At 46.2% G+C, this 25,107-nt stretch carries 20 protein-coding genes and 1 pseudogene; 9 read left to right on the plus strand and 12 right to left on the minus strand.

Going from position 1 to position 25,107, the window contains the following annotated elements:
• Positions 1-38: 38 nt before the first annotated feature.
• Genes ACZ45G_RS25025 through ACZ45G_RS25035 form a run of 3 tightly spaced genes read right to left on the minus strand, consistent with a single transcriptional unit; the run spans position 39 to position 3,367 of the window.
• Entirely contained in the window at positions 39-1,850 is a 1,812-nt protein-coding gene (locus tag ACZ45G_RS25025) for an acyl-CoA dehydrogenase (protein WP_464173282.1), read from the minus strand.
• A gap of 50 nt (positions 1,851-1,900) precedes the next feature.
• Complete coding sequence (locus ACZ45G_RS25030) at positions 1,901-2,653, minus strand: SDR family oxidoreductase (protein WP_464173284.1); 753 nt, start codon at positions 2,651-2,653, stop codon at positions 1,901-1,903.
• A 33-nt stretch (positions 2,654-2,686) separates the two neighbouring features.
• A complete protein-coding gene (locus tag ACZ45G_RS25035) occupies positions 2,687-3,367 on the minus strand; it encodes a TetR/AcrR family transcriptional regulator (RefSeq protein ID WP_464173285.1) in 681 nt (226 codons plus the stop codon).
• A gap of 256 nt (positions 3,368-3,623) precedes the next feature.
• Between ACZ45G_RS25035 and ACZ45G_RS25040 the strand changes: the two genes are divergently transcribed.
• From ACZ45G_RS25040 to ACZ45G_RS25050, 3 genes are all read left to right on the plus strand, one after another.
• Positions 3,624-4,802 (plus strand): MFS transporter, encoded by a 1,179-nt coding sequence (locus ACZ45G_RS25040; protein ID WP_464173286.1) that lies wholly within the window; start codon positions 3,624-3,626, stop codon positions 4,800-4,802.
• A gap of 38 nt (positions 4,803-4,840) precedes the next feature.
• Complete coding sequence (locus ACZ45G_RS25045) at positions 4,841-4,990, plus strand: hypothetical protein (protein ID WP_464173288.1); 150 nt, start codon at positions 4,841-4,843, stop codon at positions 4,988-4,990.
• A 464-nt stretch (positions 4,991-5,454) separates the two neighbouring features.
• Complete coding sequence (locus tag ACZ45G_RS25050) at positions 5,455-6,588, plus strand: ATP-binding protein (protein ID WP_464173289.1); 1,134 nt, start codon at positions 5,455-5,457, stop codon at positions 6,586-6,588.
• 149 nt (positions 6,589-6,737) lie between these two features.
• On the opposite strand, the gene ACZ45G_RS25055 is transcribed toward ACZ45G_RS25050, so the two are convergent.
• Positions 6,738-7,148, minus strand: a complete 411-nt coding sequence (locus ACZ45G_RS25055) for a sodium-independent anion transporter (protein ID WP_464173290.1) — start codon at positions 7,146-7,148, stop codon at positions 6,738-6,740.
• 91 nt (positions 7,149-7,239) lie between these two features.
• On the opposite strand from ACZ45G_RS25055, the gene ACZ45G_RS25060 reads away from it, so the two are divergent.
• The 5 genes and pseudogenes from ACZ45G_RS25060 (at position 7,240) to ACZ45G_RS25080 (ending at position 13,674) form a co-directional block, all read left to right on the plus strand.
• Positions 7,240-8,364 (plus strand): aminotransferase class V-fold PLP-dependent enzyme, encoded by a 1,125-nt coding sequence (locus tag ACZ45G_RS25060; RefSeq protein ID WP_464173291.1) that lies wholly within the window; start codon positions 7,240-7,242, stop codon positions 8,362-8,364.
• Between the two features lie 86 nt (positions 8,365-8,450).
• The gene (locus ACZ45G_RS25065; RefSeq protein WP_464180013.1) at positions 8,451-8,708 is read left to right on the plus strand and encodes a PAS domain-containing protein; all 258 of its coding nucleotides are present in this window, start codon (positions 8,451-8,453) and stop codon (positions 8,706-8,708) included.
• A gap of 277 nt (positions 8,709-8,985) precedes the next feature.
• Positions 8,986-9,492: pseudogene (locus tag ACZ45G_RS25070) on the plus strand (alpha/beta-hydrolase N-terminal domain-containing protein).
• Between the two features lie 877 nt (positions 9,493-10,369).
• Positions 10,370-11,908: a Fic family protein gene (locus ACZ45G_RS25075; RefSeq protein ID WP_464173293.1), complete on the plus strand. Its 1,539-nt coding sequence runs from the start codon at positions 10,370-10,372 to the stop codon at positions 11,906-11,908.
• 512 nt (positions 11,909-12,420) lie between these two features.
• Entirely contained in the window at positions 12,421-13,674 is a 1,254-nt protein-coding gene (locus ACZ45G_RS25080; RefSeq protein WP_464173294.1) for a DUF362 domain-containing protein, read from the plus strand.
• A gap of 273 nt (positions 13,675-13,947) precedes the next feature.
• On the opposite strand, the gene ACZ45G_RS25085 is transcribed toward ACZ45G_RS25080, so the two are convergent.
• Entirely contained in the window at positions 13,948-14,898 is a 951-nt protein-coding gene (locus ACZ45G_RS25085) for an AEC family transporter (protein WP_464173295.1), read from the minus strand.
• Between the two features lie 251 nt (positions 14,899-15,149).
• Between ACZ45G_RS25085 and cooS the strand changes: the two genes are divergently transcribed.
• The gene (gene cooS / locus ACZ45G_RS25090; RefSeq protein ID WP_464173297.1) at positions 15,150-17,156 is read left to right on the plus strand and encodes an anaerobic carbon-monoxide dehydrogenase catalytic subunit; all 2,007 of its coding nucleotides are present in this window, start codon (positions 15,150-15,152) and stop codon (positions 17,154-17,156) included.
• 185 nt (positions 17,157-17,341) lie between these two features.
• Here cooS and ACZ45G_RS25095 read toward each other — a convergent pair whose 3' ends face one another.
• From ACZ45G_RS25095 to ACZ45G_RS25125, 7 genes are all read right to left on the minus strand, one after another.
• Positions 17,342-18,187 (minus strand): aminotransferase class IV, encoded by an 846-nt coding sequence (locus ACZ45G_RS25095; RefSeq protein WP_464173298.1) that lies wholly within the window; start codon positions 18,185-18,187, stop codon positions 17,342-17,344.
• On the minus strand, positions 18,187-19,359 hold the full coding sequence (iadA, locus tag ACZ45G_RS25100; RefSeq protein ID WP_464173300.1) for a beta-aspartyl-peptidase: 1,173 nt from the start codon (positions 19,357-19,359) through the stop codon (positions 18,187-18,189). The genes ACZ45G_RS25095 and iadA overlap by 1 nt, the downstream gene beginning before the upstream one ends.
• Before the next feature lie 33 nt (positions 19,360-19,392).
• Positions 19,393-20,526 (minus strand): M20 family metallopeptidase, encoded by a 1,134-nt coding sequence (locus ACZ45G_RS25105; protein WP_464173301.1) that lies wholly within the window; start codon positions 20,524-20,526, stop codon positions 19,393-19,395.
• Positions 20,527-20,634: 108 nt separating this feature from the next.
• Positions 20,635-21,519, minus strand: a complete 885-nt coding sequence (locus ACZ45G_RS25110; protein ID WP_464173302.1) for an ABC transporter permease — start codon at positions 21,517-21,519, stop codon at positions 20,635-20,637.
• 10 nt (positions 21,520-21,529) lie between these two features.
• Positions 21,530-22,495: an ABC transporter permease gene (locus tag ACZ45G_RS25115; protein WP_464173304.1), complete on the minus strand. Its 966-nt coding sequence runs from the start codon at positions 22,493-22,495 to the stop codon at positions 21,530-21,532.
• A gap of 59 nt (positions 22,496-22,554) precedes the next feature.
• Positions 22,555-24,075: an ABC transporter substrate-binding protein gene (locus ACZ45G_RS25120; RefSeq protein ID WP_464173305.1), complete on the minus strand. Its 1,521-nt coding sequence runs from the start codon at positions 24,073-24,075 to the stop codon at positions 22,555-22,557.
• Between the two features lie 56 nt (positions 24,076-24,131).
• Positions 24,132-25,103 (minus strand): ABC transporter ATP-binding protein, encoded by a 972-nt coding sequence (locus ACZ45G_RS25125; protein WP_464173307.1) that lies wholly within the window; start codon positions 25,101-25,103, stop codon positions 24,132-24,134.
• Between the last annotated feature and the right edge of the window lie 4 nt (positions 25,104-25,107).

Here is a 25,107-nt window from a genome sequence, read left to right on the forward strand (position 1 = left end):
TGGTCTCCATCTTATGTTAAATATTAATATTTTTTATCTTATCCAAAGCTCGCATCTTCCATATCAACTGCAGCCGTTGAAAGCCCCTGGACAGAACGCATCCGCCCATGGGTTACCGGCAGCACGGTTTCAATGTAAAACCTTGCCGAGGTGATAATTCCCTGGTAAAAGTTCTTGTCTTTTTCCTTTTTTGCGGTCTTAAGAGAACTATTTGCGGTTATGGCCCGCCACAGATGCATCCACCCTAAGGTCACATCCCCGGTAATTTCCAAAAACGGGTGGGCATGGGCAAAGGCTGCGGCAAATTTCTCTGACATGGCTGCGGTCCCAAGACCCAGAGCGGTCTCACCAAAAATGTTGACACTCTTTTCCAGTTTGTCGGCCAGAGGGGCCAGGCTGTCGATTTTTTTTGCAGCAGTGATGGTTTTGCCCATCTCGCCCAGAAGGTCCATAAACACCTTTCCTTTTTTCATGCCCAGTTTCCGGCCAAGAAGATCCATGGCCTGGATCCCGTCGGTCCCTTCATATATGGAGGCGATTTTGACATCCCGAACCAATTGTTCCACCGGATATTCGCTGGTATATCCATACCCGCCAAAAACATGGACGGCCTGAACACAGACCTCAAACCCCCGCTGGGCGCAATAGGCCTTGATCACCGGCGTTAACAGTCCAATCATCTGATCGATTGTTTCTTTTTCTTCCGGGGCTTTCGCCAACTCTTTTCGATCGAACAGGGACCCCACGTAATAGACAAGGCTTCTCATTCCATCCACATGGACCTTCATCCAGGTAAGCATTCTTCTTACATCCGGGTGCTGGATAATGGGAACAGAAGGGGCATCGGGTTTCCGAAGATCCACAAGATTCTTTCCCTGGACCCGTTTTCGGGCATAATCCAGGGCATAAAGGTAGGCAAGCGATGCGGTGCTGCTGCCCTGGAACCCTACATTCAGCCGGGCCTCATTCATCATGTGAAACATGATTTTAAGGCCCTTGTTCTCCTCTCCCAAAAGAAATCCCCGGCATTGCTCCTTGGAGCCCAGGGACATTGAACAGGTAGCAGAGCCGTGGAGCCCCATTTTTTCTTCGGTCCCCACGCAGACCACATCATTTGGGTCTCCCAGGCTCTTATCTTCATTGACCCAGATTTTAGGCACGATGAAAATGGAGATACCGGCGCTGCCTGCAGGGGCGCCTTCAATGCGGGCAAGGACCGGGTGGATGATATTTTCCGTCATATCATGTTCCCCGGCCGTGATAAAAATTTTATTGCCGGTAATGGACCAGGTGCCATCGGGAAGTTTTTTGGCGCTGGTGGTCAGGGCCCCCACATCAGAACCGGCATCGGCCTCGGTGAGCAGCATGGTGCCACCCCATTTTGCCGTATACAAATTTTCCAGGAACAACTCTTTGAGCAGATCTGTCCCATAGAGCTCAATCATTTTTCCCGTGCCGTGTCCCATGTGAACATACCCGCTCAGGGCATAATTTGCCGCAATCATATACTCCAGGGCTGCCATGGAAATGAGATAGGGCAGGCCCTGACCTCCCCACTGGGGGTCTTCGGGAAGCGCTGTCAGTTCCGCCTCGAGTATCAAAGACCTTGCCCGGTGAAAGGAATCCGCCACTTTTACCTGGCCCTTGTCAAACTTCACCCCTTCACGATCTCCATCGACCAGGGTGGGCAATAGCTCTTTTTGGGCCAGGCGCCGGGTTTCGGCAATAATCATGTCAAAGCTCTTTTTTGAAAAATCTGAAAATTGATCCGCCTTGACCAGCTCGTCTGCCCGGAGCAGCTCATACAAAATAAAGTCAATCTCTCGTTGATCGGCAATTAATTGGGCCATGGGTGTTTCCCTTTGTAAAATTTTTACCGTTAAACTTCTTTTTCAAATGCTCAGGCCAGCATCCCCCCGTCGCAAATCAAGCTGGTACCAGTGGTAAATGAGGCAGCATCGGACACCAGATACAAGACAGCTCCGGCCATTTCTTCGGGTTTGGCATACCGGCCCAGGGGAATCTGGGCTAACGCATGATTGCAAATTTCATCGGAAGAAATAATGGCCGATGCAAATTTGGTGTCCGTAAGCCCTGGCAAAAGTGAATTTACCCGTATCCCCTTGGGGGCCAACTCCCGGGCCAGGGTCTGGGTCATGTTTAAAAGCGCTGCCTTGGTGGCGGAATATACCCCCTGAAACATCCCGGGTCGGACCGCATTGACCGAGGACACATTCACAATGGCCCCCTTGTCCTTCATCAATGGGACGGCATATTTAATCATGAAAAAAGGACCTTTGACATTCACATCCAGGGTCTTGTCCCAGATCCCTGCATCCGCCGTGATCATTTCTCCAAAATGGGGATTGGTGGCAGCATTGTTCACCAGGATATCCAGCCTTCCGAAATCCGCTTCAATTTTTTCATACATGGCCTGGATCTGATCCGGGTGTCCTGTGTGGCAGGCCATGGCTGTTGCCTTGCCCCCGGCCTTGTTGATGCCGGCCGCAGCCGCCTCCAGACTTTCTGCCTTCCGGCTGACCAGGATGCAATGGGCCCCGCAGGCAGCCAGTTTCTGGGCCACGGCCAGACCGATCCCCCGGCTGGCGCCGGTAACAACTGCCACTCTATCGCTCAAATCAAAATCTTTCATCTGCATTCTCCTTCACTTTCCCTGGGTTATAGATTATATCCGGCAAAACCCCTCCACCATGTCCAGTAAATGATCCGTAAACTGGTCCACGGATATTTTTTGTTTGGTGTACTTCCACCGTTTTAAATACCATTCCTGCTGCATGGCCTTGATCATACAAGCCGTGAGGTCATGTTTCCCCGACTTGAACACACCTGTTTCCTCTCCTTCAATCAAAATATCGCTGATAATTTTCTGGGTATGCTCTTCAATAGATTTGACCGCTTCAAACCCTTTATGCGTAAGGTTTCTGGCCTCCATAAAGGTAAAATAAAACCAGGGCCGAAACAGTTCCGACAGGAAAATATGGGCCTTGATCACGGCCCGCAATTTTTCAAGCGGATTTTTATGGGCATTGGAAAACTCGTCCAAGATCCCCTTGACCATTGCCTGGGCCTGGGTCTGCATGATGGCCAGAAGTTCATCCTTCCCGGGAAAATAGGCATAGAGGGCGCCCAGGCTCATACCGGTCTTGAGACTTAAATCCCGCATACTCATGGCCTGGTATCCTTTATTATAGGTAATACTGAAAACAGCCTCAAAAATCTTGCTCAGGTTGGTCACAGCGGTTTTCTCTTTTTTAATGCGCATGACCCCCTGATTCTTGAAAAAAACGTCCCGGGAAATATCGGTGGCCGTTGCGGCATATTGCTTTTTAAAATCCTTGTAATCCATTCGATCCTTTCGGGTCCTGACTGGGGCACGAGTGCTTGCCAAATTTATAAACCAACACCTTTTCCTTTGAATAAAGAGGTGAAACAGACACTATATTAGACAGGAAATTTCAGCGAAGTCAAGGCAAAAGAAGAACGATTGTTCGCTTTTTAAGCGTGTATAATTTTGGCTCCAGAATTAAAAAAATTTTGACAACCAGAAGGAGGAATAGTATGAGCTCCAGGGTTAAACAAATAACATTCACAGGGAGGCTGCCATGAAATACCTTATCCTTTTATCGGCTCTTGTTATGCAGATGTGTCTGGGCGCAACCTATTCCTGGAGTGTTTATGTCCACCCCTTAAAAGAACTGACCGATCTCGCACAAGGTCCTGTTCAACTGCCCTTCACCATTTTTTATTTTGTATTTCCCTTCACCATGATGATTGCCGGAAATTTTCTTCCTAAAATTGGTACCAGAAGAAGCGCCATGATCGGCGGCATCCTGTTTGGCGGGGGGTGGATCCTTGCAAGTTTCGGGCACCACAGTTTTATATATACCATTCTTGGGATCGGGGGGTTGAGCGGCATTGGCGCCGGCATGGCCTATATTGTGCCCATCGCCGTCTGTGTTCGCTGGTTTCCTGAAAACAAGGGCATGGTGACAGGGATTGCAGTGGCAGGGTTTGGCGGAGGAGCTGCCATGGTGAGTCAGATCGGAGGAAAGTTGATAAACACCGCCGGGTTTACGCCTTTTGAAACATTTTTCACCTTTGGAGTGGCATTCATGATCCTTGTCTTCATGGCCGGGTCAACCATGAAGGTTCCGGCTGAAAAAACGCCAACCGAAACACCAACGGCATTAAATCCAAAAACCGTATTAGGCCATGTTAATTTTCGTATTCTCTATCTGACCATGCTCATCGGCCTGGCAGCAGGGTTTGCTGTGAATGCAAATTTAAAAGAACTTTACCAGGGCCTTGAAAACACAGCGCAAATCGGAATAACAGCGGTTTCGCTTTTTGCCGTTGCCAATGCAGCCGGCCGGATCTTATGGGGCGCCCTCTTCGATCGAATCCCGTCATCATCGGCTATTTTTGCAAACCTGATCTGCCAGGCCGCCATTCTCTTGATGGCCCCCTTTTTGTTAACCTCCATTTCAGGTTTCTGGGCCGTGGCCTTTATAACCGGGTTTAACTACGGTGGCGTGCTCGTGATATTTGTTTCTTCCGTAACACGGTGCTGGGGAGCAAAAAATGTGGGACAGGTTTATGGGTGGCTGTTTACGAGCAATATCCCCGCCGCATTGTCCCCCATTTTAGCAGGCTTTGTCTTTGATGCTTACCAAAGCTTTAATCTTGCATTATATATCGCAGCAGGCCTGCTGCTAGGCGGTGCCATCCTGATCCGAAAAAATGCCCCCCTTATAAATATGGAAAAAACGGGAGCATTCTAACGGTTTCAAGGCCCGAGGATAGCAACTGGACATCTGCTGTGATCGATATGATCAACAGTGAGACCGCCATCGTTGCGGTTCCCAATAGTCACTGGACAGATGGAACCCTGCTGGATCTGGCACGCCTCAAATCCCAATACAAAAAAATGGGACTGGGACCTCCAAACCCAGGATGTTTTTTTCGATGAAAATTATTTTAAAATAGCAAACGATGCCCCCAATGAATTTACCCACACTTACGAGAACTGGAAAAAAGGAATACGGCCTTAAGGTCTTCGTTCTTTGTCTGGTAAGTAGCCAACTGCTGCCGCAGTTCAATAGTTTCCAAAACAAGGTCATTTTTTGATTTGAATAGGATCTGAATTATTGTGAACTGAAAAGTCATCAGCCGGATTAACGCCCGATACATTTTGTGCTCCTTATTTAATTTTCAGCAAGAAGCACAATTAAATATCAGGTTCATTTGGTATTGACAATCAATTTTAAAAACACTCAATACACTGATATTGTAGCATGATCTAATATTGGCAAACCACACCCAAAAAACTGGAGAGCTAATTAAGCCAATATTTTCCAAATATAGTTCTGACTTAATCGAACCTCATTCCGAAAAACACTTGACTATTTCGGAATATGTGCCAGAATAGACGTTATGAAACGCTACATAACAAAATATATTCAAGAAGACTTAGCAACAAAAATAATTCTTCTAACCGGCCCACGACAGACCGGAAAAACGACGCTGTCTAAAATGTTGAAAAGTAATTATGATTATTTCAACTTTGACAATATTGAAGACAGGTTGAGTTTGCAGGAAAAGTCTTGGGATCGATCAAAAGATCTTGTTATTTTTGATGAACTTCATAAGTTAAAAAACTGGAAGTCATGGTTAAAAGGAGTTTATGACACTGAAGGCATTCCACCTTCACTCCTTGTCACGGGAAGCGCTAAACTGGATACCTATAGAAAAGTTGGTGATTCCTTAGCAGGAAGATTTTTCCAATTCAGACTGCATCCATTGGATTTAAAAGAAATTAAAACCTTTAAAAATCCTGAGAATCTTGAAGTAGAACTGGATAAACTATTAGAAGTTGGCGGATTTCCCGAACCATTTCTTAACGGAACGAATCGATTCTATAATCGTTGGAAAAAATCACACCTTGATATTATTTTAAAGCAAGACCTTATTGATCTTGAGAATGTCCAACAAATCATTCAAATTGAAACACTTATCCAATTATTAAAAAAAAGGGTCGGAAGTCCTGTCTCTTATAGTTCTATAGCACGAGATCTTCAATGTTCAGATAAAACGGTTAAAAGATGGCTTACGATACTTGAAAATATGTATGTAATTTTTAAAGTACCTCCTTTTCATAAAAATATTGCCAGAGCAATTCAAAAAGCACCTAAGTTCTATTTTTATGATACAGGCCAGGTTATAGGGGATCCAGGCATAAAATTAGAAAATACGATTGCCTGTGCTATCCAAAAAGAAATTCATTTTCGGGAAGATTGTTTTGGGGAAGAAAAAAAAATTTACTATCTAAGAAACAAAGATGGAAAAGAAATAGATTTTTGCGTTACAGCAAATGACAGTCCTTCACTAATGGTGGAAGTGAAATGGAAAGATGACACATTGAGTCCGAATTTTGAAATTTTTAAAAAATTTTTCCCACAGATCAAAATGATGCAGGTTACAAAAGAATTGAGAAAAGAAAAGACTTTCCCAAATGGTGTTGAAATAAGAACTGCCCACAAATGGCTCGCTGATTTATGCCTGCCTTAATTTAATCTTGAATCTAACAATGGGCTTCAAGGGTCGCCAAGCGTATGATTAATAGCGGCAACAGTCTAATTAAGAGCGGTCTGACTGTTTGACGATTGTTCAATTTTGTCGGGGTTGGTTTTAATGTCGCCCACTTTGTGTCGGTCAATTCAGGAACGGAAACTGAATGCTATAATCACAGGCACATAAAGGTGATACAATAAAAATTTCCGTATAGCGGGCCATCTTAGAACCAACCCCTCCAATCTTTCAAAGCTGTTTAATGCGGAAGAGTCAAATTCGTTGACCTTGTGAAAGTCCAGGACAATATATTTCAGGGGGGATACTGTCTGGGCCGTTGCTTTTTTAACAATCCGGGTTCTCAACTGGTTGGCCGTACCAAAAAAGATAAACCCATGGAGCTGGAGAATCAGGGTCTGGTTCCCTTTTTTGTCCAGAATCCAGCGGTGGGGGGCGGATCTTTCAACATTGCTCTGGTCAATATCTTTTTTGGATACCAGCTCAAGGCCGCTGGTATATAAAAGCAGAGAAATAACGGAAATGATAAAAACTGACACCATGGTCAAGGAATACCCGAATACAAGATCCCACTGCACCTGGGCTAATCAGGATAGGGGATAGATTAAACCTTAACCGTAAAGGGAGTATGTCATGATACCCAATCAAGCCCATTTATTTGATATTCCAAAGGATGTCACCTACCTTAATTGTGCCTATACATCCCCTTTGCTGAAAACGGCCAGGGTGGCAGGCGAAAAAGCGGTCCAGACAAAAAGCCAGCCATGGAACATTACACCAGCCCATTTTTTCTCATCCATTGAACCCTTGAGAGATCTTTTTTCAAAATTAGTGGGCGGCTCACCGGAGAATGTGGCAATCATCCCGGCTGTTTCATATGGCATTGCCCTGGCAGCAAAGAACCTGCCCTTTTCTTCCGGCCAGAATATTGTCGTCATTGAAGATCAATTTCCTTCCAATATCTACAGCTGGAAGCGGTTGACAGATGAAAAAAACGGGAAGATTCTGACGGTTTCAAGGCCCGAGGACGGCAACTGGACATCTGCTGTGATCGATATGATCAACAGTGAGACCGCCATTGTTGCGGTTCCCAATAGTCACTGGACAGATGGAACCCTGCTGGATCTGGCACGCATCAAATCCCAATGCCAAAAAGTGGGGTCGGCCCTGGTGATTGATGCGACACAATCCCTGGGCGCCATGCAGTTTTCGGTTAAAGAAGTTCAGCCGGATTTTCTCATATCGGATTCCCACAAATGGCTTTTAGGTGCCTACGGACTTGGATTTTGCTATGTTGATCCCAAATGGCACTCCGGCATCCCATTGGAAGAAAACTGGCTGAATAGAGCCGGCTCAGAAGACTTTTCCCGACTTGTGGATTATCAAGATGAATACCAGCCCGGCGCTCGAAGATTTGATGTTGGCGGCGCCAGTAATTTTTTTCTCGCCCCGGTTGCCCAGGCCGCACTCACCCAGATTCTTGAATGGCAGGTCGTCGAAATTGAAATGTCCCTTAAAGCCATTACAACCCACATCGCAGATCAGGCCAGAGAAGTGGGGTTTAAAGTACCGGATGAATCCTTTCGATCCCCCCATTTAATTGGCATCACCACCCCCCATGGCATTTCAAAGGACCTGCCGGCCCGGCTTGCACAGGAAAAAATCTTTGTCAGTATCCGGGGACAGTCCATCCGGATTGCCCCCCATTTATACACAACACCCAACCATGTGGAAAAACTTTTTAAGGCACTTTGCTGAGCACAGCCGTTTCCCGGCATAAAATTTCTTTACAGGCCGGGGAATACTGTTAAGGCTTTACCCGAATCACTGGCACGGACAGCGGTATCTGGGACTGGGACCTCCAAACCCAGGATGTTTTTTTCGACGAGAATTTTTTTAAAATAGCAGACTATGCCCCCAATGAATTTGCCCACACTTACGAGAACTGGAAAAAACGGGTCCACCCGGATGATTTAAACCAGGCCGAGGCCAGGATCAAATTCTGCCTCAGCGATGCATCACGAGACTATTCAGCAGAATTCAGGTTCAGAACCAAAACCGATGACTGGATGTGGATCCAGGGCCAGGGGAAAAGAGCTTAGAGACAATGGGTCCGTTGAGAACCTGCCGGATATGGCTGATATCCGGTTAAAAAAACAAATAGTGACGGGGATTGCCAGATATCCTTTTTTTTGAATGATATCCGGACTCGGTCAAATACTTATAAATAAAAAATTGAAGCAAGAATTCGATAAAATAATAGTTCAAAGAGCCCAGTTTCAACATATGCGACCTTTTATTGCCACATTTTTGCAAGCACCATCTTATATCGGTGTAATCGCAGCAAGTTTATTTTTCAGCCTTTCCCTTACACCGTCGATGATTCCAAGACCGTTTGTTCTGCAAGGCCTGCTTTCGGGGTTTGCAATGATCTTTGGATACAGCTTGGGGGTCGCTTGTGTAGCACTCTGGCACTATATGCAACTGCCAGCGCTGGCCAGCCGTCCGCGTCGTGTGTTTCATTACATTTCGACAACTGCTGTGATGGTGATACTCTCCGTATCGTTATTTTTGTCTGATAAATAGCAAAACGACTTACACCTTGTCATGGAGTTACCTGAACAAGAAGATGGACGGATCATCAGCATGGCACTGATTGCCATTGTGCTGGCACTGGTGCTGCTTTTGCTTGCACGGTGCATTAAATATCTGTTTTTCTTTATTGCAGGACGGCTGAAACGAATCATCCCGCCACGTATTACCAATGTGATCAGTGCGGTCATTGTTGTTGTGATAGTGGTGACGCTGTGCACTGGAGCGATGCGCAGACCAAAAGGCTTAAGGTGTATTTTCAAGGACGCTGAAAATTTAAGGCCTTTGAGTTAACGGGTGGAATATCCTCTGATCCTTCCCAAAAGTGTGAGGATGACCATTTCAAATTGGATTCCAAATCGGGATAGGACTCCCCATCACTGAGGAGCCCTCCCACACCACCCGGCATACGGATCACGAACCAAGGCGGTTCGGCTGATCAGGCAGGTTAATTCCCGGGAAGGAACAACCCCCGATCAAGGAAATATTTATTCGGCATAGCAACTATCACCTTCGGGCCTTCACCAGGGTGAGTCCTCCGTGGGTTTCACGGCTCATTTCCACCGGCTAATATGCCCTCTGCTGACTTCTCCCATGCGGTCAGAGCAGGTTGCCCTGCCCTCAGCCTTTTGGCACATGGGAGATCTCCCGGGGTAAACACATGTCTTTCGGTACGTGAGTGCCGGGTTTACGGACACGCCTTAGTTGCCATACCGCTATACCGTGGCTTCGCGTCTTCGACCCACCTCCACCAGGCTGGGTTTGGGACTTGCCTTGGCTTCTGTATACCGAAATCATAGGCTCACCCTTAAGAACATGTGCCGTGCCCGGCACACACAAGTCAAATGCTGCGGGCAGTGCCGCAGATTTAGGTTGTTAATCAGGACGCCGGGCGCGGGCTGGACAATTGCCCGATAATATATTACCGTTGAAGCCTTGCCAGCGGGCAGTTCAACCTTCGCTCAATTGGCATTTTTTCAGTTTGAGTGATGCAGTCTCGATCAACAGATTAACTGAGGCAGACCTGGTAAAGTAAATTTCTCCCTTTTTTTAAAGAAGTACGTTATTTTAAACCGTTTTTCACAAAAACACCTGTCAATAATCAAGATTCATAGACATTAATCATTTTTCATGCCATTATAATTCAATAAACAAAAAGAGAATTCAAAAAATGGCTCATTATAATCGAAATTCACAACAAATAACTTTTTTTCGCGATTTTCCGACATTGGAAAAGGGAAGCATTTTAGCTGGATATTCAGCATTGATTTCAGCACATGATTTAAAAGTTCCGACTCCTGATCATCTATGTGCCATAGGTATGAAACACAAAAAATATGATTATGGGCGATGGCATCTTTTTACGCCGCGTCATAAGCCAAAGGACACACTTAATGGACATTTGATCTTTGCACTTAAATATGAGGGTGTTGATCTGGCTGTTCTCAATGCTTTATTTCAAAGCATTGAACCCGAAGAAATCCAGGAAATTATTATTTCACAGCCTACAGGGCGGTATAGCCGACGGTTGTGGTTTTTATGGGAGTGGTTGCGTGGTGAGCAACTGGATATTGAAGATGCAACGAGGGGTAATTTTGTTCCACTCATCGATAGCAAGCTACAATATGAAGGGAAGTCGTATCCATCCAAGCGACATCGGGTTCGCAATAACTTGCCGGGAACGCGGAACTTTAGCCCATTGATCCGAAAAACAAAGAAACTTGAAAAGTTTATTGGCAAGAAGCTGTCAGAAACAGCTATCAAAAATATCGGCCAGACTCACCCCGATCTTTTAAGCCGAGCTGCTGCTTTTCTTTTGCTCAAAGATTCAAAAGCTTCATACACAATCGAAGGGGAAAACCCTCCGCACAACCGGATAGAACGATGGGGTAGGACTATAGGTGAAGCAGGAAAACGCAAAATAAGCGTTTCAGAGCTGGAATATTTGCAACAGATTGTCATCGAGGATACTCGATTTATAACACCTGGATTACGAAAGGAAGACGGTTTTGTCGGGGAACATGATCGCACCACAGGCATGCCCATGCCCGATCATATTTCTGCTTGCGCAGATGATTTAAATACCTTGTTATCAGGCCTTATCGATACATATGAGCTTCTTTGCAAGGATAATTTTGATGCTGTTTTATTAGCGACTATCCTTGCTTTTGGCTTTGTTTTTATTCACCCGTTTGAAGATGGAAACGGCAGGATTCACCGTTATTTGTTCCACCATGTCCTATCTGAAAAAGATTTTGTTCCAAAAGGATTAATATTCCCGGTATCTGCTGTTATTTTGGCTCGGATAGAGGAGTACAGGAAAGTATTGGATCATTTCTCAAAGCCAAGGCTTGATTTCATTGAATGGCGACCAACAGAAAAAAACAATGTTGAGATTCTAAACGAGACTATTGATTTATATCGTTATTTTGATGCAACCAGGCTGGCCGAATTTTTCTTTGAATGCGTTGAAGAAACAGTAAATAAAACGCTTCCTGAAGAAGTTGTATACCTTAAAAAATATGATATTCTAAATGAATTCATCAAAAACTATATCGATATGCCCAATAAGCTTGTTGATTTGCTTATACGATTTCTTTTTCAAAACAGTGGAAAGCTATCAAAACGTTCAAGAAAAAGTGAATTCGAAAAGTTGACTGATGATGAAATTCAGGTGATTGAAAAAAAATACGCAGAGACTTTCAATTAAACTGACCAGATCATGACAAGAACCCATTAATGCCAGGCTCTTGAATAAATATTGAAAAACCAGGGATATAATACTGAATTTCAACAATCAAAATGCATACGTGGTAAACCGGTGATTTTGAAACGTTCTTTTTTAGGGTGTGGGAAAAGGTTGCTCCAATATTCATAATTTAATTTTATAAAATTTGCATTACAAATATTATGGTATAACCACATTTTGTCATGCCACAGCATTTGGGAAGCCAGGATTACAATTACGCTTCTTAACTACTTGCCTGGCTCATACTCGGGTTTAAGACCTGGAAATTGTTTAATAGATAGGAAGACGCTTTTTGTTAATAGAAGTATGAAATAGATTCCAAAAGCTGAAATATGTATCCAGTCGGGATATTCTTGAAATTAAAGATAGACATTACCCGGCGACAAGCCGCAGATGTTCAAAGTTTCTTGAGACATAAATCTTGGTTAATCAAATGATCCGCACCGCGTTAGAAAAATATGGAGCAGGGTACAATGAAAGAAAAAAAGATAAAGCGAAGAGGGTTTCTTAAGCTGTCAGGGTTGGCGGCAGGTGGGCTTGCTGTCTTGGGTGGTTTTAATCTGTTTAAAGACGATCTTTTTAATCAAAAAGTTTCACCGTCAAAGATATTGTCAGAATCTGCTGCCAGGGGTGACATTATTGTCCAGCCCCAAAAAACCAACGTTTTTGTTCTGTCACCTCAAGGCCATGGCATGGAAACGGCCGTGATCGAAGCGGCACAAGCAGCAACCGATTTTAGCTGGTTGAAAAATGGGCAGACAGTTTTTATTAAAACTGTTAACAATTCGGGTTTTTCCTATCCGGCCACAAGCAGTCCGCTTGCCGTTTCGGCAATGATAAAACTTCTCAAAAAGAAAGGGGCAGGAAGGGTTATTGTGGGGGATATGTCGGGAATCCAGCACCTCCAATTTTTTAAGGACAAGACCACTGGCAGCACACGGGATCTGATGAAAAAATCAGGGATGGTGCAGGCAATTGAAGCGGCTGGCGGCGAGCTTGCCCCTTTTGAAGAGGGCGGATGGGATTCCTTTTACCAGGATCATACCGATACAAATGAATTCTGGAACACGGGTCTCATGATGCCGGCTATATTAAACGAAGTGGATCATATTGTGTTAATGCCACGGTGTTCCCGGCATGTTTTAACAGGTAGCTCTCTGGGGCTCAAAGCGGTTGTCGGCTATTGGAGAACAGATACCAGGCTTGAATATCATTATCATGGGAAATCCCTTCAAGAAAGAACCGCCGAAGGGAACAGGACAAAAACGCTTTTAGACAAACAGCGGCTGGTCATTTCCACAGGGGATAAACTCCTGGCTAATTTCGGACCTGATAAGGGATATGTTCATACCCCACCCGTGGGGTTGGTGATCGCATCAGAATCTATTGTTGCCCATGATATGGTCTCCCTGGCCTGGCTTTTACATAACAGAACCCTGCTGCCAGAAAAAGAACAGGGCCGGTTCATGGACACAAGCGCGGCGGTTGCAAAAGTGGGCAACAACATCGTGGTTAAATGGCTTGGCACTTTGACAAACAGTCTGATGTCAGAAAGCCTTTCGAAAAATGATCTAAACCACATCTGGGATGACAGGGTATTGAACCATGCGTACAAAATTTTTGGCGGTATTCCTGATATTCATCTTGAAAATGTTCAAAACACGGTATCCGAAAAAATATTAAATACGCTTCTTACGATGGTTCGGTATCGACAAGACAAGATGTAAAGGTCCAATAGCAGGACTATTGGACCTTTATGCGCTGCAGCAGAGGAAACAACTGACATTATTTTTTATTGCTCTGTCTCCAAATTCCCTGGGCTTGCGCCGCCTGGGTCAAATAATCCCTGAAGTTTGGATGGGGCAGCCCAATAATGGCCCCTGCCCGCTGCCAGATGGGTAAATCGTGACCGGCCAAATCCATTAACGCAGACTCGCTGAAACTCATCGGTTATGTTATTTGGAGGAAAAGGAATCCATTATTATTTTGAAGTTAGGAGATTATCCTGTAACCATCTGCCAGGCAGCAATCCATAAAGGCATGGCAACAAGGCAGATTAGATACTGTATCACCATCATGCTGCTGATGGACTCGGTGTCACCACCATAGTGCTTTACAATTAGAATCAAATTGGTGGCCGGAGGTGCTGCCGCCTGAATCACCAGCATACTGCACAACAGCGGCATGGAAACATAGAAATTTCCATAATAAAGGATGGCAGACACTGTTACAGGAACCAAACCATATTTTACGACAGTTACAATGATGATATCCTTTATCGAAGGAAAATTTTTAAAGGACAGCGACCCAATGGTGGCCCCTAAAATAAAAACGGCCACAGGAACAGTGGCCTGGCCTAGAAGATCCATGGCCGCAATCACGGAACCAGGAACAAATGACGAAAGATTTGTGAAGATCAGGAGAATGGCAGCCAGCATGGCTATAAACGGCGGCGTAATAAAATCTTTAAACTGTATCCGGTTTTCTTTTTCCCCTGAAATCATGACCTTTCCCAAACTCCACATCAAGGGGATCGTTCCCAGTATCAGCAAAAAACAATACAGGGCAAACTGATCAAATTCATCCACAAAAAGAACCTGACCAATCGGTAAAACAATGAAGATGGCATTCTGCATACTTGCAAGGGACATCAATGGTCTTTTTTCCCTTCTCATTTTGAAAAGAAAACCGCTGAAAAAAAGACCGATACCCATAATTAATATACCTGCAGGGGGGAGTATCCACCAGGTTGAAAAAGAGTCGGGATGAAATTGAATCAGCGTTTTTGCCATGACCAGGCAGGGAAGAAAAACATTCACCGTCACGGAGGATAAGGCCTGCACCTGATGGGTTGATACAACTTTTCTTCTGACCAGAATACCGGCCGCCAGACAAATAAGAAACAATTGAAAAATTGCACTGAAAACGGTTATACACGTCTGAATAAACATATAGTTACAACTCTAAAATTTTATAAGAATAAATTGTAATTATACCATGATTTAACCCGTAAAGAACAGCACAATATATGGACGGTTCAGTCACAGTTCAAGCGGTTCAGACGTTGGGTCAAACACATGGTTCCCTGCTGCTGAAAAACAATATGGAATAAAACCCTCTGGAAGTTTCTCTATCAATAAAGAGTTGAGTATTCAAAGGATCCATCCCTAAAAATAAAATTAAGGAAAAGGAGAACACTCCAATGGCAGAAGAAAAGAAAAAAACGGTAAAACTGGCTGATCCCATTGCATCTTCCATTGATGTAGCATCCCAGGAAATGATCGCACGTTCACATGTTCTTGGAGTTGAAACAATTTTTGACAGAGCCCTTACGATGAAACAATGTGCCATAGGTGTACAGGGCACATGTTGTAAAAACTGTTCCATGGGTCCTTGCCGTCTGCCGCTTCCCAAGGCAGGGATTGAAGGAGAAGACACCAGACAAGGTCTTTGCGGTGCGACAGCAAATACTATCGCAGCAAGAAACTTTATCCGAATGATAGCCGGTGGCGCAGCCGCCCATTCCGATCATGGAAGAGGTGTTGCCGAGGTATTTCTGGCTGTGGCGAAAAAAGAAACCGACGCCTATCAGGTTAAAGACTTCGACAAACTTCTTGAAGTTGCCAAATATCTGGGTGTTGCCACCACCGTTGAAGTGGACGGAGAAGAGCTTGACAGAGACATTGATGAAATCACCCTTGAGACAGCAGAAATTGCAATAGCCGAATGGGGTAAACCAGAAGGAGAACTCCTCTCCCTCAAAAAAGCACCCAAGGCGCGTTATGAACTCTGGAAAAAAATGGGTGTGCTTCCAAGAAACATTGACAGGGAAATTGTTGAAATCATGCACCGTACCCACATGGGCGTTGACATGCATTACAAAAATCTCATGAAACAGGGCACAAGAGCCGCCATAGCAGATGGATGGGGCGGTTCCATGCTGGCAACAGATCTCCAGGACATTCTTTTTGGAACACCTTATCCCCTCCAATCAGAAGCCAACCTGGGCGTCATGAAAGAAGATCATGTAAATGTGATTATCCACGGACATGAACCCGTCATGGCAGAGATTCTCGTGGCTGTGTCCCAGAGAGAAGATATAATTGACTATGCCAAATCAAAGGGTGCTGCCGGTATCCAGCTTTCAGGTATCTGCTGTACAGCCAATGAAATTCTCCAGCGCCATGGCGTACCTCTTTGCGGGAATTTCTTACAACAGGAGCTTGCTATTATAACCGGTGCCTGTGATGCCATGGTAGTGGATATCCAGTGCATCATGCAGAGCATTGGAAATGTGGCAAGATGCTTCCATACAAAAGTTATTACCACCCACAAAATCGCCCAGCATGAAGGCGAGAATGTTATGCATATTGAGTTTGACGAACACCATGCAGTGGAAGATGCCGAGCGGATTCTTAAAATAGCCATCGACAACTTTCAAAATCGTGCTGCGGAAGTGATGATTCCACAATACAAACAACCTGTCGTGGCAGGCTTTGGTGTTGAATCAATTCAATATCATCTTGGAGGATCTTTCCGAGGCGATTACTATACTTTAAATGATAACATCATAAATGGACGCATCCGGGGTCTCGCAGGTGTTGTTGGTTGTAACAATGCAAGAACAAAACATAACCGTGATCATATTGCCATATGTAAAGAGCTGATCAAAAATGATGTGCTTGTTCTTACAACCGGATGTACTGCAATCGCATGTGCTACAGAAGGCCTGCTAGTACCTGAGGCTGCAGCCGTTTATGCTGGAGCCGGGCTGTCCGAGGTTTGCGAAACCGTCGGGATTCCGCCCATTCTTCATCTGGGTTCCTGTGTTGACAACAGCCGGATTCTTCTGGCGGCAACAGAAGTGGTTAAAGCAGGCGGGCTTGGAAATGATATTAGTGATCTTCCTGTAGCGGGAAGTGCGCCGGAATGGATGAGTGAAAAGGCAATCAGTATCGGCCATTATTTTGTCGCATCCGGTGTATATACGGTTTTCAGCAATCTGCCCATAACAGGTGCTCCCGTGTTCAGTGATTATATCTGTAAAGAGTTTGAAGAACTTTATGGCGGTATGTGGGGTACGGAACCAGATCCCATCAAGCATGCCCATCTCATGATCGCCCATATCGACAAAAAACGTAAAGCCCTGGGTATTGACAAAGCAAGGGACAGGGTTATGATGGATTTTGCCGCACGCCAGGCTTTGTAAAAATAATTAATTTATAACGCATTGGAACTGACAGGGGGCAACCGAACAGGCTGCCCCCTGTCAGTTCCAGAAATCAATCCAGATTAATCTGAAGTAACAGTGAGAAATTTCTTTGAATGAACGGATGAAAAAATGCCAAATTTAGAATTGCTGTCTAAACTGCCCTCGCCTTAGCATGGGCTTTCCTAACCCAGGACCTCATGGCGGAAAGCTCGCTGAAGTGCCCTAGCGACAGGTCCCGGTTTACCCCCTCTGAAAACGGTGTTGTTCATCCTGACAATTGGGGTAACCTCTGTGGTGGTGCCCACAATCATCATCTCCGTGGCAAGGTGGATATCTTGTTCAAAGATGGGCCGTTCTTCCTGCCTGATGTTTTCTTTTGCACATAATTCCATGACAAATTGCCGGGTGATACCCCCCAGAATATAATTGGACAAGGGGGCCGTGACAAGCACATTGTCAAACACAGCCATGAAATTGGAATGGCTGCCTTCAAGCATCACCCCGTCCCTGACGAAAATGGCTTCCTTGGCCCCGGTTTCAACGGCTGCCTGGTTGGCAAGAATATTGGGGGTCAGGGCGGTGGTTTTCATGTCGCACCTTGCCCCTCTGGTGTCGGCAATGGTGATAACATGAATTCCGTTCTCCCGGTCCTTGTCTGCCGGACCCGGGTCAAATTTTGAAACACTGGCATAGATGGTGGGACAAGGGGCGGGAAGGGGAAAGGCATGGGACCGTTTGGCAACCCCTCTGGTTACCTGGAAATAAACAACGGCATCTTCCGTTTCAAGGTTGTTTCTTTCAACAAGTTCCCTGGCAATTTCTTCCAACGCTGAAAAATCAGTTCTTCCCAGCTTCAAATGGGTGGCGCCATAGCCAAGACGGTTCAGATGTTCTTTGGCCCGGAAAAAAGATCCCTTATAGCTTCTGATGACTTCGTAGAGACTGTCGGCAAATAAAAATCCCCGGTCATCCGGGGAAATATGCACCGCTTCTTTTTCCATGAAGCGATCATTAAAATAAACAACCATTATTCATAATATCCTTTTTTCTCTAATATTTTTTTTCTCATCATGATCTGCCCCTTTGCCATGACATCCCGGATCTCAAGGGTATCCGCATCCAGCACCAGAATATCGGCATGGGCACCAACACAGATTTCTCCTTTTTTGCCCGTCAGGCCGTAGCTCCTGGCCGGGGTAATTGTCATAGGTCTTAGGGCCTTGGCAAGGGCCATTCCCCTGACCTGTACAAGCTGTTTCAACTCAAAGAGCAGGGATTGAGGGGTTCCGATACCCATGCCCAAAAGCTCACTTCTGTCCGCATTCCATTTGGGAAGTGACCCGCCGGCATCGGAGCTGAAGCTGATCTGATCAAACAACTCATTTTCATCGGCAAGACAAGCAAAGTCAGCAGCCGAAGTACTCTGGCCATTTTTCTCGGGCAAAATGTTGGTGCAGGTGGCATCAATAACAGCCCCTTTTGCTGCCAATCCCAGCGCCTGATCCCGGAGGCGGGGATTTTTCCGGTTAACATGGGTGGGAATAAACATATCCGCCCGAATGCCATATTTTTCCACCACCTCGAATATCTTGTCCATCCCATCTGAATCCATTCCGATATGAACGGTTATGATTCCGGGCTTGGCGGCAATCAACGCGGCCGTCCTCACCTCCGAGGCAAGGGTTGCCAGGTCTTTTTCATCAAAATGCGGCCCCCTGTGATCAGCCATGGCAAGTTTGACCCCGATAACAGGGGAGAGATATGCCATGTCCCTTCCCACAGAACCGCAAATGGTGGGAGATGGCAGCCAATAGGACCCCGTGAGCATGAAGGCTGTGATCCCTTCTACGTTAAATGCCTGGGTTTTGGCATAAAGATTTTCCACACTCCGTGTCAGGCAATCTGTTCCCAACAGGCCCACCGCCGTGGTGACCCCGTTGGCAATGTTCATGGAAAGCTGCATCTCGGGCGTTCTTGTCTGAAATCCGCCTTCCCCACCGCCACCGGTAAAATGCTGATGCCCGTCAATAAAACCGGGTACCACAGCCATGCCCAAGGCATCAACCACCCTTACATCTCCTGGCAACATATTGGGATCAATTTTTTTTTCAATGGCCAGGATATGGCTGCCCCCGATCAACACATCGGCTCGCCCAAGATCCTTTGGCCCAAAAACCGTCCCGTTACAAATTAATATCATCAAAGCGCGCCTCCCCGAAACGCAAACCCCTATTTAGATCAGAGCTTTGCACACATTTGATATAAGATTTACCATGATGGGAATGCTGGCCAATTCCACATACTCGTCCTGGCGGTGGGAATTGGCCCCCACAAGCCCCATTCCATCAATAGTGGGGGTTCCAAGGGCTGCCGTAAAATTTCCATCTGAACATCCCCCCGTGGCGATGGAACTAACATCGATCCCCATTTTTTTGCCTTCCAGAAAAATGATATCCAAGAGAGCCCGGCTTTGGGGTGTAATTTCCAGGGGAGGCCGGTCAATTTTGCCTTGAACACAAATTTTGGACCCCGGCAATACCCTTCGTTCACAAAGGGTGTTAAAAAACGTTTCCACCCGCTGTTTTTCTTCCAGCTTTTCAATGCGGACATCAACGGATGCCACGGCCTTATTGGGAATAATGTTAACCTTGTCTCCCCCAGTCACAACAGTGACCTGGGCAGATGTTCCCGTAGCAGAATCATTGAGCGCGTCAATGGCAATGATCTGGTGCGCCAATTCCACCACCGCATTGATGCCCTTTTCCGGGTCCGCACCTGCATGGGCTTCTTTGCCCGTGACACTTACTTGGAACCAGCCCCCGCCTTTTCTCTGGGATACCATTTTATAACCCGGACGGCAGGGCTCAAAAACAAAGACACGGCGGCTTTTTTCTGCAACAGACTGGATCCACTCTTTTGAAGTTTTGGAACCGGTTTCCTCATCCCCGTTAAAGGCGACACAGATGGACATCTTGTCCAGAGCCCCCTCTTTTTTAAGGGTTTCCAAAACATGGAGCACAACCAAAAGGCCCCCCTTCATGTCACAGACCCCTGGTCCCAGGGCCTTGTCGCCCTGGATGGAAAACTGGCGTTTTTCGACCTCGCCAAAGGGAAACACCGTATCCATATGGCCCAGAAACATGAGGTCATATTTCGGATTATCACCATTGCCGGGCCCAAAAACCGCTTGAAGACAGGGGACTTTGGCATCTCCCTGGAAAAGAATCTTGGCCGTAAAGCCAATGTCTGAAAACCGTTTCTGGAAGAAACGGGCCACCTGTTCGATGCCCGGCAGGTGGTCCGAGCTTGAATCAATATTGACGATGGTTTGAAAATCTTTTAAAAATTTATCTGTATGGCTAAACATATTCTATCACATCCTGTTATAAAATTTAGCGTGCTATCACGCGAGCTGTTAGATATTAGCTAAAGCTTTAATAGCTAACAGTTAAATGCAAATTCCTATACTATAAACTTAGTTCCGTCGGGCCAGCCTGGGATTCATTTCATCCCGAAACCAGTCGGAAAACAAATTGATGGCCACCACCAGCAGAATCAGTGTTAGGCCTGGAAAAGCCACCATCCACCACATACCGGCATAGATATAATTTTTGCCGATGGCAATCATCATGCCCAGGGAGGGCTCGGTAATGGGCACGCCAACGCCCAAAAAACTCAAGGTGGCTTCCAGCATGATGACAACAGCCAAGTCCACTGCCATGAGAACCATGATGGGGGGCATGGCATTGGGCAGAATATGTTTGAACAAAATCCTGAAATCCTTTGCACCGGATGCTTTTGCAGCCGTGATATAGGCGTTTTCCTTGACTTCCAGAACACTGCCCCGGATGGTGCGGGCATATTTCACCCACCCGGCAATGCAGATGGCAAAGACCACAGTCCAGATATTCCGGCTTTCAAACACCCCCAGCAGCAATATGGCCAGAAGGGTGGTGGAAAAGGAAAATACCGTATCGGCGACGCGCATGACCAGGGCATCCAGAATTCCGCCATAGTAGCCGGCAAGCATTCCCATGACAATCCCGATGGTGCTGGAAACGGCCACTGCGGAAAACCCCACCAGAAGAGAGGTTCTTAGCCCATAGAGAATGTTGGATAAAATACCCCGGCCCTGGTCATCGGTGCCCAGGGGGAAGTGTAAATTTCCTGCGTCCATCCATGCCGGGGAAAATAAAAAGTTGCTAAGATCTATGTTTTTTAAATCATAGGGATCCATGGGGGCCAGCATGGGGGCAAACACGGCACAAAAAAGGAACAGAATCATGAGCACAGCGCCAATGACGGCAGACGGATCCCGGATAAAGCTGTTCATAAGGTTTGAATTTTTAAATAGATGCATCAGGATACCCCTAGTCATATTGAATTTTTGGGTTGAGCCATGCATAGAGCAGGTCCACCAGTATGTTGATGAACAAAATGATGAATGCCGCCAGCATAATATAGGTGACGATCACCGGATGGTCCGTTTCAAAAATAGAGACCAGAAGCAGGTTGCCCATGCCCGGCCATTGGAAAATAGACTCGGTTACAATGGAAAATGCAATGAGTTCTCCAAAGCTTAAGCCTGCAATGGTGACAACGGGAATGAGCACATTTCTCAAGGCATGTTTGACAATGACCTTAAACGGGGAAAGTCCTTTTGACCAGGCCGTCTTGATATATTCTTCGGAAAGGACCTCCCGCATGCCGGCCCTTGTGAGCCTTAAGATGACCGCCAGCTGGTATCCGGAAAGGGTCAGCGCCGGCATGATAATATGTTTCCACCCGTCCAGGGTGAAAAAGCTGGACCGCCAGGGACCAATTTGGACCGTGTCCCCTCGGCCAAAGGGCGGCAGCCATTCCAGATAGACGGCAAAAAGCATGACCCATAAAATACCCATGAGAAAGGTGGGAATGGATATCCCGCCAAGGGAACCGGCCATGACGAGTCGAGACAAAACCCCGTTGGGCTTGATCGAGACCAGAACGCCTAGCGCAACACCTGCCGAAAGTGAGATCAATATGGCGGTGAGCGCCAGTTCAAAGGTGGCGGGAAACCGCTCTATAATGGTGTCAAGAGCATCCACCTGAGAAATATAGGACTTGCCGAAATCTCCCTCAAGGGCATTGCCCAGAAAATTTACATACTGCACATAAAAGGGCCTGTCCAGACCATAAACAATTCTGACCTTTTCGCGTTCCTGCTGGGTGGCGTATTTGCCGGCCAGCATCAGCACCGGGTCCCCTGTAAACCGGAAAACCAGAAAGCAGATAAATGAGACTGCCAGCAGAACCATGATGCCCTGTAGTATTCTTTGAAAGATATATCTTGCCAATTTTATTCCAGTTCAGGGGCTGTGTCCCCATGGACAAACAGCCCCTGATGCTTAAACGGTTATTTTTTAATTTCCTTTGCCACAATCCACCGATCCGGGCGGGGGGTGAATTTTACCTTGGATGTTTTTAAAATCGCATAAACATCCTGCTGGTAATGCAGGGGAATCCAGGCAACCTCTTGGACTGACTTTTTATTGACCGCCTGGAGGGCTGCTTCCCGTTCTGAACGGTCCAGGATGGAAGCTGACCCGATGATCTGCTCATCCAATGCTGCATTGGAGTACATGGCGCCATTGTAGGTGCCCATGCCCTTGTCGGCATCCACTGTGTGGAGGAGCATCTGAGCGGAACGGCCAAAGTCATAGGAGCCGTCAAACCATCCAATCAGGTAAAAGGCATGTTTGTTGGAAGAAAGTTCATCAAAGAAAATGGACTTGGGTTTTACATCCAGGGTCACATTAAGGCCGATTTTGGAAAGGTATTTGGCAACTGCTTCACAGATCTGTTTGTCATTAATATACCGGTCATTGGGACCTGCAATGGTGATATCAAACCCATTTGCATAGCCGGCTTCCTTTAAGAGCGCTTTGGCTCGTTCAGGGTTATAGGGCAGTCTTGTCAAGGAAGCATCATATCCGATGGTGGCAATGTCCGGTACCTGGGCTGCGGCGGTTGCCTGGCCGCGCATGATGGTATTGATGATTTCATCTTCATTGATGGCCATGGCAATGGCCTGACGGACTCGGATATCCGCATAGGGACTGCCTTTTTTATTTCCCAGATCCATGTAAATGCATCTACGGGCAGGTCTGGAAACAATTTCAATGGCCGGGTTTTTTTTGATCATGTCAATCATGGGTACGGGAACACCACTGAGCAGATCCACCTGGCGGGCGGCAATGGCGGCAAACCGTGTGGAACCTTCTGTGATGGGTTTAATTTCAACTGTTTTATAGTCCGGAACCCCTTCCCAGTAATCCGGGTTTGCTTCCATTTTTACATAGGAACCTTTGACCCATTCAACAAATTTATAGGCACCGGTTCCCATGGCCCGGGTGTTGTAGTCTCCGGAATCCCTTGTCATGGTGGATTCCTTATCCACAATAAAGGTCTGGTGCATAGTCTCTGCAAACCAAGGCACAGGTTTTATGGTTTTAAAGACGATGGTGTAATCATCCGGGGTCTCGATAGATGCAATGGAATTGGCAAGGTTGACAAATTTTGAAAATTTAGGATCCTTCATTCTTTCAAAGGTATATTTAACGTCCTGGGCATTAAAGGCATTGCCGTTGTGATATTTAACCCCTTTGCGAAGTTTGAACTTCCAGGTCAGCCCATCCAGGCGTTTCCATTCCGTGGCAAGGGCGGGAACCAATTTCCCGTCAAGGGGATTTCTCTGTAACAATCCGTCAAAAAAATTAGACATATAGGACAGGTTGGCATCTGAATTGTAACTGTGGGGGTTCATACTTTTTGGAGGGGTATCCACCGCGATCACAAGATCCGCCTTTGCCATGGCCAGGGTTGGCAATATCAAAAAGGCCAGCAGCAGAAACATAACGAACGACTTTAATTTCATGTTTTTTTCTCCTTTAAAAAATAAATGTATCATGAATCTGTTCATGAATCTGTTCATCAAACAGTCTCATATAGGTGACAGGCGGCCGTATGATTGGCGCCGAATTCCTTCAGTGTCGGTTCTTGTTGTTCACAAATGTCCATTCGATCTGGACACCGGGTATGGAACCTGCATCCTCCCGGCGGGTTGATGGGGCTTGGCACATCCCCTTCCAGAATGATTCTGTTTCTTTTGCGCAGGGGATCCGGCACCGGGATGGCCGATAAGAGGGTTTTGGTATAGGGGTGTTTCGGGTTTTTGTAAAGGGATACATAATCGGCAGTTTCAACGATTTTGCCAAGATACATCACCAGGATGCGGTCACAGATATGCTCCACAACGGCCAGGTCATGGGAAATAATGATCAAGGAAAGGTTAAACTTTCGTTTCAGTTTTACCAGCAGATTAATGATCTGGGCCTGGATGGAAACATCCAGGGCAGAAACCGGCTCATCTCCGATGATAAGAGAGGGATCCAGGGCCAAGGCCCTGGCAATGCCGATACGCTGGCGCTGACCCCCGGAAAATTCATGGGGATACCGATGGGTCAGTCCGGGGGAAAGTCCGACGGTTTCCATTAAAAAATCCAACCGTTCCTTTCTTCTGGACCCGGTATAGCGGTTGTGAATATCCATGGGGTCCGACAGGATCTGACCAACGGTCATCCTGGGATTCAATGAAGAATAAGGGTCCTGGAAGATCAGCTGCATTTCGCCCCGCAGGGAACGAAGCCTACCCGGGCTCATGGCCCCTATATCTGTCCCTTTCCAGAATACCTTGCCCTGGGTAGGCGGGGTCAGGTGCATGGCTGCCATTCCGACCGTGGTTTTGCCGCACCCGGATTCACCTACAATCCCCAATGTTTCACCCGGCATAAGTTCAAAACTGATACCGTCAACCGCATGGACATGCCCAACGGTTCTGGATAAAATCCCCTTTTTAATGGGAAAGTGAACTTTCAAATTATCAATTTTAAGCAATGGTTTCAATAGT

Source organism: Desulfoconvexum algidum (assembly GCF_055382125.1).